The sequence below is a fragment of the Frankia sp. AgKG'84/4 genome, from assembly GCF_023242965.2.
Lineage (GTDB): Bacteria > Actinomycetota > Actinomycetes > Frankiales > Frankiaceae > Frankia.
This window is the reverse complement of record NZ_JALKFU020000166.1, coordinates 1-9,516: the sequence shown is the minus strand read 5'-3', so window position 1 is coordinate 9,516 and position 9,516 is coordinate 1. Positions and strand designations below refer to the sequence as shown.

6 protein-coding genes and 1 pseudogene are annotated in these 9,516 nt (G+C 71.3%); 6 read left to right on the top strand and 1 reads right to left on the bottom strand.

Features of this window, described 5'->3' with window-relative positions:
* Nucleotides 1-114: 114 nt before the first annotated feature.
* Complete coding sequence (locus tag MXD58_RS12635; RefSeq protein WP_248840508.1) at nt 115-2,370, bottom strand: MMPL family transporter; 2,256 nt, start codon at nt 2,368-2,370, stop codon at nt 115-117.
* A 262-nt stretch (nt 2,371-2,632) separates the two neighbouring features.
* Between MXD58_RS12635 and MXD58_RS12630 the strand changes: the two genes are divergently transcribed.
* The 6 genes and pseudogenes from MXD58_RS12630 to MXD58_RS12605 form a co-directional block, all read left to right on the top strand.
* A complete protein-coding gene (locus tag MXD58_RS12630) occupies nt 2,633-3,373 on the top strand; it encodes a TetR/AcrR family transcriptional regulator (protein WP_248840507.1) in 741 nt (246 codons plus the stop codon).
* A gap of 1,083 nt (nt 3,374-4,456) precedes the next feature.
* Complete coding sequence (locus MXD58_RS12625) at nt 4,457-5,293, top strand: SDR family NAD(P)-dependent oxidoreductase (RefSeq protein WP_248840506.1); 837 nt, start codon at nt 4,457-4,459, stop codon at nt 5,291-5,293.
* A gap of 465 nt (nt 5,294-5,758) precedes the next feature.
* Nucleotides 5,759-6,769, top strand: coding sequence for a squalene synthase HpnC (hpnC, locus tag MXD58_RS12620; protein WP_248841403.1), 1,011 nt, complete (start codon nt 5,759-5,761; stop codon nt 6,767-6,769).
* On the top strand, nt 6,766-7,680 hold the full coding sequence (hpnD, locus tag MXD58_RS12615) for a presqualene diphosphate synthase HpnD (protein ID WP_248841402.1): 915 nt from the start codon (nt 6,766-6,768) through the stop codon (nt 7,678-7,680). The genes hpnC and hpnD overlap by 4 nt, the downstream gene beginning before the upstream one ends.
* Nucleotides 7,677-9,323, top strand: a complete 1,647-nt coding sequence (gene hpnE / locus MXD58_RS12610; RefSeq protein ID WP_248841401.1) for a hydroxysqualene dehydroxylase HpnE — start codon at nt 7,677-7,679, stop codon at nt 9,321-9,323. The genes hpnD and hpnE overlap by 4 nt, the downstream gene beginning before the upstream one ends.
* Nucleotides 9,320-9,516: pseudogene (locus tag MXD58_RS12605) on the top strand (polyprenyl synthetase family protein); the annotation flags it as partial. The gene hpnE and the pseudogene MXD58_RS12605, both read left to right, overlap by 4 nt.

Sequence of the window (9,516 nt, the reverse complement as noted above, 5' to 3'; positions counted from 1 at the left end):
CAGTGGCGCCGCTTGACGTGCCCCGAGCGCGGCCGCCCGCGGCACGTCGAGCGAAACGCCGAGGCCCCGGCGGGCCGCTGCCCGCCGGGGCCTCGATCATCCTGCTGTCGGGCGTCAGTGCGTGGGTTCGTCCGCCCGGCGACTACGGGTGCCAGGCCCCTGCTGGCCGGGTACCTGGGTACCGTCCAGCACTTCCGCCGGCGGCGCGGTGCGCCGGATCTCCTCGATCTCCTCGGAGCTCTCCACCGCGAGGTGCGGCAGGACCCGGTCGAGCGAGGACGGCAGCCACCAGTTCGCCTTGCCGAAGATGTGCATCAGCGCCGGCACGAGGATCGTGCGGATGACGAACGCGTCGATCAGGATCGCGCTGGCGAGACCCAGTCCGAACAGCTTGATCACGCGCTCGTCGCCGAGGATGAACGAGGCGAACACCAGGGCCATGATGGCGCCGGCCGCGGAGATCACCCGGCCGGTCTCGGCCTGGCCGAGGGTGACGGCGAGCCGGTTGTCCCGCCTGGCCGTCCATTCCTCGTGCATCCGGCTGACCAGGAACACCTCGTAGTCCATGGACAGGCCGAACAGGATCGCGAACAGCAGCACGGGGACGAACGCCTCGACCGGACCGCCGGTGATGCTGAACAGCGACTCGCCCCAGCCCCACTGGAACACGGCGACGACCACCCCGAACGCCGCGGCGACGGCGAGCAGGTTCATCACCGAGGCGGTCAGCGGGATCAGCAGGCTGCGGAACACCGCCACCAGGAGCAGGAAGGCCAGCACCACCACGATGCCGATGAACAGCGGCAGCTTGCCCGACAGGACAGTGGAGAAGTCCTCGAAGACGGCGGTGATACCGCCGATGTAGATCTTGGAATCGCCACTCGCGGCCTGGGGGACGACGTCGTCACGCAGGCGGTCGAGCAGCTTGGCGGTGGCCACGGCCTGCGGGCTGCTCGTCGGGTACAGGGTGGCGATGGCCGCCTGACCGTTCGGGCTCTCGCGCGGGTTCGACACCGATGCCACGCCGGGCGTCGTGCGGGCGGCGCGGACCGCGGCGTTCAGAGCAGCCGTGTCACTCGGGGAGTGGATCTCCGCGACGATCGTGAACGGGCCGTTGAACCCGGGGCCGAAGCCCTCGGCCAGCAGGTCGTACCCGCGCTTGGTGGACTTGGAGGTGTCGCCGTTGCCCAGGTCGGACGAGCCGAGCCGCAGCGACAGGAACGGAACGGCGATCACCAGGATGGCGACGCCGCTGACCACGGCGAGGAAACGGGGGCGCCGCTGCACGAACTTCGACCAGCGGGCCCACAGACCCGAGATGCTCTCCGGCTCGGGACCGTGCTCGGCCAGGCGGCGCCGGTCCCGCCGGCTGAGCACCCGCATGCCGTAGAAGCCCAGCAGCGCCGGCAGCAGGGTGACGGCTGCGGCCATCGTCATCGCGACGGCCAGCGCGGCCGAGATCGCCACGCCGTACAGGAAGCTCACCCCGAGGGCGAACATGCCGAGCAGCGCGATGCAGACCGTGACGCCGGCGAACATCACCGCGCGTCCCGAGGTGTTCACCGCGGTGATCGCGGCCTGCTCGGGGGTCTTGCCGGCGAGCAGACCGACGCGGTGACGGTTGACGATGAACAGGGCGTAGTCGATGCCGACGCCCAGGCCGATCAGGGTGGCCAGGATGGGCGCGAACTCGGCGACCGACATCACGTGCGAGAGGATGATGATCAGCGAGCTACCGACGCCGAGTGCCACGACGGCGGTGATCAGCGGCAGGGTGACCGCCAGCACCGACCCGAAGGCAATGAACAGGATGACCGCCGCGGCGACGATGCCGATCAGCTCGCTGTAGCTCTGCTGCTGCTGTTCGGTGATCGACACGAGCTGGCCGGTGGCCTCGACCTGCAGGCTGGCCGAGTCGTAGCCGCGGGCGGTGTCGACGAACTGCTGGATGTTGTCCTTCGCCAGGTCGTTGCCCTGCTGGTCGAAGTCGACGGTGGCGAAGGCGGTCCGGCCGTCCTTGCTGATATGGCTGGCACCGCGGGTCCCGAACGGGCTCGCCACCTCGGAGACGTGCGGCACCTTGGCGACCTTGGCCAGCATCTCGGTGATCGGCCCACGCAGCGACGCGTCGCTGACGGTCGCCGTCGAACGGCTGTGCAGCACGATGGTCGCACTGTCGCCGGAGGCGGCGGGAAAGTCGCGTTGCAGCAGGTCGATGGACTTCTGCGAGTCCGTCCCGGGCAGGGAGAAGGCGTCCCGGTAGTTGCTACCCGCCGCCTGACTGACCCCACCGAGCCCGATCAGTGCAATGATCCACAGGAACAGGACGAGCCGGCGGTGTCCGAAACACCATCGGGCGAGCGTTGCCACAGTTTCCCCTCGAACGTCGATGATCGGGCGGAGACATCACCAGCGACGTCGTGATCGACGACAGGCGAGCGCACCAACGGACCAGCAACTTACCGGTCGTTTAGTAGGTAGTCTTGAGGGTAACATCCGGCGCGGACTTGATCGGAGCGTGAGGTCCGTCATGGTGGGTACGGCATCACCCGAACCGTTACGGGATACCAGGTCACGCATACTGGCAGCCGCGATGAGCCTGTTCGGTGAACAGGGCTATGCCGGTACCTCTGTGAGGGACATCTCAGAGCGGCTCGGGCTGACCAAAGCGGCGCTTTATTACTACTTTCCGTCGAAGGAAACCATCCTCGACGCGCTGTTGGAACCCTTGATGACCGACCTCGCCCGGCTTGTCGACCTCGTCCGGCAGTCGCCTCCGCCGACCCCGGCGGCCCTCGTCGAGCAGCTGGCCGAGGTGATGGCTGGTCCGGGCGGGGTGCTGCTCGCCTTCATCAACGACCCGTCGATCATCCGCCGCAGGATCGGCCAGTCCGACATGGTCTCGGTGCAGAAGTCGCTCGTCCGGGCGCTGGCCGGGCCCGAGCCGTCGAGCGAGCGGGTGCTGCGGGCGCACTGTGCGATCGGCGCGCTCAAGGCGGGCATCATCGGCCGAGCCTTGGAGCGGGCCGAGGACGAGGACCACGCCGAGACGATGGGCGAGCCATGCTCGGCCAACGCGGAGCTGCTGCGCACCGTCGCCGTCCGGGGGGTGCAGGGTCTGCGGCCGTTGGTCACCGCCGCCGAGCGGCGCGAGATCGTCGCCGCCGCGCTCGCCGCGCTCGGCGGCGACGACGCGGGGCGGGACTGGCACGTCGACGGCGAGTCGGCCGCGCTGTGCGCCGGAACCACCGGATTGTGCGTGGAATCGACGACACCGCCGCCGATACCCTCTGCCGCCGTGGCGCGGGGCGTGCGGGCCGGGGTCACCGGAATGGGGATCGCGCTGAATCCCCCGGGTATCCACCCGGGGTAGGCCATCCGCCGCATGACGCCCCGGGATTGTCGCCCGGCATTTCGGTGATCGGGCGGTGCGACTGAGTATCCGTTCCGAGACATCCGGGAGACGGGTACCACCGAACGTGCCTGCCCTGTTGGCTTCGTCGCATGCGGCGGGACCTCTGCTGACGCGCGATCTGTAGTCATGTGGCCTATATCACCGTTACGGTTGATATTGGCGGCGGGTGGGGCGTCCATTAGGTTCGGGGAAATGCCGCTTTCGATCGCGTTTGTCGAGGGCGGTAGGGTGGTCGTCATGGGGAGGATGGATCAGTGTTCGGACGATGCCCGACCGATGCGTTCGGCGTTCGTCCCGGACGCCCCGCGGCGGGCGCTCTGACGAGCCATGGATGAGGTCCGCCCCCAGCCAGCGCCCCTGGTTGGCCGCTGCGACGGTGCCGGGGTCGGACTGATGGCGGCGGACCGGCGGCGGAGCTCGCGGGCCTGCGCCAACGGGCGCGGGCGGGCTGCTGGCGATCTCGGTCGTAGGTGGCCGAGGGGATACTTTCCCGTCGGCAATGCGGTGGGAAATCACCGCATTAGCTGGCCGGGAGAAGTGCTTCGCGCCACCATGAGAAGATCCCTAATCCATCCTACGACAGGCAATCGGTCCGCCCCGCGCGGCCTCGATAGTGGGCAGCCCCCCCGATAGGAGGGGCAGTCGTGTCAGAGGGAGTGTGATAAGGAGTCCGGAGTCGTGCATGAGGCTCCGCCTCGACGATGTCGCCCATCTGACCATGGACGATCCGGTGGTGGGACCATGAAAATGGTGGGAGTCGTGGACCTGGCTGCGCAGGGTCGCCTGTGCACTCCGGTCCAGAGTCCGACGGTGGAAAACTGGTAACTCTTCGGATCGGCATGACCCCCGTGAGGGGTTCGGTGCGATGTTCCGGCGGATCAGTTCGGGCCATCGGGCCGTATCCGATCATGTCATGTCGATCATGTTCGGTCGAACCACCTCGCGACGCGGGGCGAGATGAGTGGGGAAAGTAGTAGGTGACGTGCAACCAGTGCCCGCGGGGGAGAACTACGTGAAAGGAACGACCGGAAGTGGTGTGTCATGAGCACACGGTCCCGGCCTGCTTTCCGTGAGGGAGGGCTGACCGTCCTCGCCAATCGGACCACGCGCCCTGGTGTGGTCCCCGCGACCTGGCCGCCTCGCACGGCTGTCGTCACCGGCGCGTCCAGCGGTATCGGCCGGGAGGCCGCGCTGCTGCTCGCCGCCGGCGGCTGCAGCTCGCTGCTGGTCGGCCGCAACGGTGCCGCGCTGGATGAAGTTGCCGCCGCCACAGAGGGTCACCGGATCGCGGTGGACCTGGCGGAACCAGGCTCGGAGCTGGCTGTTGCCTCCCGTGCCAGCGAACTGCTCGGGGACGTAGATCTTCTGGTGTGCTCGGCGGGGCTCGGCGCAGCCGGGCCCTACGACATGATGTCTCCGGACGCGATCGCGCAGCTCGTCGCGGTCAACGTCCTCTCGCCGATGACGCTGGTCAGGGCCATGCTACCGGCCATGCTCGATCGTGGGCAGGGCCGGATTCTGATTGTCGGCAGCATCGCCGGCGCGCTGGGCGTGCGCGGCGAGGTCGCCTACTCCGCGACGAAGGCGGCGATGGTCGGCTTCGCCGACGCGCTGCGGGCCGAGGTCGCCGGGCGCGGAGTCACCGTGACTCTGTGTGTCCCCGGTGTCGTCGACACGCCGTTCTTCCACCGCCGTGGAGCCCCCTACGTGCGGCGGTGGCCGCGGCCGATCCCGGCCGCGCTCGTCGCCGAGCGGATGCTCGAGGCGACCGGACGCGGCCGCGCGGATGTCTGGGTGCCCGGCTGGCTGCGCGGCGCGGTCCGGGTGCACGGAGCGGCGCCGTCGATGTACCGCAAGCTGGCCGGTGTCTTCGGATGATGCGGTGTCCTCAAATGATGCGATGTCCTCGGATGATGCGGTGCCGGAATCGTCGCGCGGCTGGGCTCACGCCGGTTGCCACGGGGGGTGAGCGAGGCCGATGACAGCGTCGGCGGCCCCGCACGGGCCGCCGACGGCAGACGCGCCGGGGCGGAGCCGGCGACGCACCCTCGTCGCCGGCTCCGCGCCGCCCCCGCGGGCGGAGCCACCGGACGCGCTCTGCCCCGGACCGGGCTGGCGACTCCCGGTCCGTCCGGACCTGCCCACCAGGTTCGTGAGGCGCGCCCATGACCATCCGGTGCGATCGGGCGTTCGGGCCGCCAGCCGGGCGGCCCCGGGCGTCAGCAGCGCTCAACCCGACCTACCTCGGGTAGCCCGGGCCTCGGCGCCGGGCTCGCCATCCGGGGAGACCACGAACCCGGCCCACCGCGCCCGGAGTGCAGACCGTCATCGAAGGAGAGGCGTATGACCGCCATCGACGCCCCAACCGGCCCACCACGTACGCCTGCGCCGTCGGGCGCGACCGGCCTGTCCACTCCCGCCGAGCAGCTGCTGCGCCTCGCCCCGGCGGAGAACTTCCCGGTCTCGCCGGCCGTCCTGCCCGCCGCGGTGCGCACCCATTTCAACGCGCTGTACGCCTACTGCCGGTTCGTCGACAACATCGGCGACGAGGCGACCGGCGACCGGCTCGCCCTGCTCGACCACCTCAGCGCTGACCTGGCCCTCATCTGGGCCGGCGGCGAGCCCGAACTGCCCGTCCTGCGTCGCCTCGCCCCCACCGTAAGGGCCTGTGACCTGCCCGCTGAGCCGTTCGAGCGCCTCGTCGAGGCGAACCGCCAGGACCAGCTGGTCGCCCGGTACGAGACGTTCGAGGACCTCGTCCGCTACTGCACCCTGTCGGCCGACCCGGTCGGGCGGATGGTGCTCGGGGTGTTCGGCCTGGCCACTGCGGACCGGGTCGTGCTCTCCGACCGGGTGTGCACGGCCCTGCAGCTCGTCGAGCACTGGCAGGACGTGGCCGAGGACCTCGCGGCCGGGCGCATCTACCTGCCGCTGGAGGACCTCGACGCCTTCGGGGTGACCGAGGCGGACCTGAGCGTGAAGGTCGCCGGACCCGCGGTGCGCCACCTGATGGCGTTCGAGGTGGCCCGGGCGCGAACCGTGATCGACCAGGGCGCCCCGCTGGTGTCGATGGTCCCCGGCCGGCTGCGGCTCGCGCTGGCCGGGTTCGTCGGCGGCGGGCGATCCGCGCTGGACGCGATCCGTCGCGCCGGTTACGACGTGCTCGGCGGGCCACCCAAGGCGCCGAAGCCGCGGATGGCGGGCTTCGCGCTCGTCGCCCTGGCCCGTTCGACGGCCCCGGGGTCGGCCGCGGCCGCCAGCACCGCCGCCGCGGTGGCCAGTGCCACCAGCGTGGCCGGTGCCGCTGCCAGCCGACCAGCCAGCCTGTGTTCCGACAAGGGGGAGGGCCGATGAACGCCCCGACACCGATCCCCGGCCGCCGCCCGACCGTCGCCGAGGCCTACGCCTCCTGCGAGGCGCTGACCCGCGACGCGGCCCGTAACTTCTCCTACGGCATCCGGCTGCTGACGCCGGACCGGCGCGGCGCGCTGAGCGCCGTCTACGCGCTCTCCCGTCGTCTCGACGACATCGGCGATGGCGACCTGCCCGACGAGGAGAAGCTCGCCGGCCTCGCCGAGGTCCGCGCCGAGGTGAACAACCTGGGCGAGAGTAGCTCCACGGACCCGGTGTACGTCGCGCTCGCCGACGCCGCCCGGCGCTTCCCGATCCCGCTGGAGGCGTTCATCGAGCTCGCCGACGGGGTCGAGAGCGACGTGCACGGCCGGACGTACGAGACCTTCGACGACATGGTCGGCTACTGCCGACTGGTCGCCGGCACGATCGGCCGCCTCTCGCTGGGCATATTCGGCACCGAGCGGGCCGCCACCGACAGCTCCGCCCCGGCGATCGCCGACGCGCTCGGCGTGGCACTGCAGCAGACGAACATCCTGCGCGACGTGCGTGAGGACCTGCTGGGCGGGCGGATCTACCTGCCGGCCCAGGAGCTCAAGGCCGCCGGGGTCGAACTCACGGTGGGCGACGACGGCCGCCTCGGCGGCCCGCAGGTGGAGCTGCTCGGCTATCTGCGCTACTCCGCGCAGCGAGCCGAGGACTGGTACGCCCGCGGGATGGTGCTGCTCGACCTGCTCGACCGGCGCAGCGCCGCCTGTTGCGGTGCGATGGCCGGCATCTACTTCCGGCTCAACCGGCGGATCAAGGACGATCCCAGTGCCGTGCTGGACCGCCGGCTCGCGCTGCCCGGCTGGGAGAAGGCGGTCGTCGCCGCCCGCAGCCTCGCCGGCCGGCCGGAGACGAGCGCCGCATGAGCGCCGGGGCACTCGATGCCGTCGCCGGTGGCGACGACGCGCGGGGGCACCTGGTCGTCGTGGGGGGCGGGCTCGCCGGGATGGCCGCGGCGCTGCTCGCCGTGGACAGCGGCGTTCGGGTGACCCTGCTCGAGGCCCGGCCCCGCCTGGGCGGCGCGACCACGTCGTTCCGCCGCGGCGAGCTGACGATCGACACCGGTCAGCACGTGTTCATGCGCTGCTGCACCGCCTACCGCGGGCTGCTCGCCCGCCTCGGCGTGGAACACCTCACGACGCTGCAGCCGCGCCTCGACGTGCCGGTGCTGATCGGCAGCTCGCTGACCCGCACCCGGCTGCGCCGCACCGGCGTGCGGCTGCCCGCGCCGCTGCATCTTGCCCCGGCGCTGCTCGGCTACAAGGCGCTGCCGCTGGTGGAGCGGCTGCGTGCCGGCCTCGCGGCGTTCCAGCTCGGCCGGCTCGACCAGCGCTCACCGGCGGTGGACGGGCGCTCGTTCGGCGCCTGGCTCGCCGAGCACGGCCAGGGCCCGGCGGCGACCAGCGCGCTGTGGGAGCTGCTGACCGTGGCGACCCTGAACGTGCCGGCGCAGGACGCGTCCCTGGGCTTGGCCGCGAAGGTCGTGCGGACCGGTCTACTGGAGGGCGCCGACGCCGGCGACCTCGGGTGGGCCGACGTGCCGCTGTCCCGCCTGCATGGTGACGCCGCGGTGGCGGTCCTGACCGCCGCCGGCGCCGACGTGCGGACCGGGGTGAAGGTCCGGTCCATCACCGCCTCGGGCGGCGGCTGGGAGGTCGCCGTCACCTCGGGTGGCACCGGCCGCGGCGAGGCGGTGCCTGGTGCCGATGAGTCCGGCGTGCTGCGCGCCGACGCGGTGGTGCTGGCCGTGCCGGCGCCGGCGGCGGCCGGGCTGCTGCCCGCGGGCGCGACCGTGGATCCCGAGAAGCTGCGGGCCCTCGGTGACTCCCCGATCATCAACATTCACATGATCTACCCCCGGCAGATCATCGAAGGGCCGTTCCTCGCGGTCGTGGACTCGCCCATCCAGTGGATCTTCGACCGGACGATCTCCTCGGGCCTGGCCGCGTCCGGTCCGCCCGGCGCGCAGTACCTCGCGCTGTCCCAGTCCGCGGCGCAGCCGTGGATCGACCGGCCGGCGAACGAGCTGCGCACCATGTTCATCGACGAGATGGCCCGGCTGTTCCCGGCGGCCCGCGCCGCGGAGCCGCTGGAGGTCTTCGTGACCAGGGAGCGGACCGCGACCTTCCGCCAGACGCCCGGTTCGCTCGCGTTGCGCCCGGGTGCGGCGACCGGACTGCCACACTTTGCGCTGGCCGGGACGTACACCGACACCGAGTGGCCAGCGACCATGGAATCGGCTGTGCGTAGCGGACTCACTGCGGCCCGTGAGAGCCTGGCTGGTATGGGGGTCGTCGTAGGTGAGCTGGCCGGGACTGTCGCCGGGAGCGTGGCGAGCGGCCGGCGGCCGTCGGCGCGGGCCGTGCCGGACCAGGCCATCACGACAACAACGTATGCATCGGATTCGTCGGAATTTTCGGATCCACGGGGCGTGAACACGGTGGCCACCGGATCGCCGGTGGCCACCGGTCAGCAAGGGAACTCATCCACAGGGGGATACCCGGTATGACCATGACGGTTCCGGATGCGATCGAGCGGGGGCGGACCCTTACCGTGCCGGCCCTGCGCGCCGTGGTGGATCGGCTGAACCCGCGGCTTCGCCACATCGTCGCCTACCACCGAGGCTGGGTGGACGCGGCCGGCGAGCCACTGGCGGGCAGCGGCGGCAAGCTGGTCCGCCCGGCGCTGGCGCTGCTGTCCGC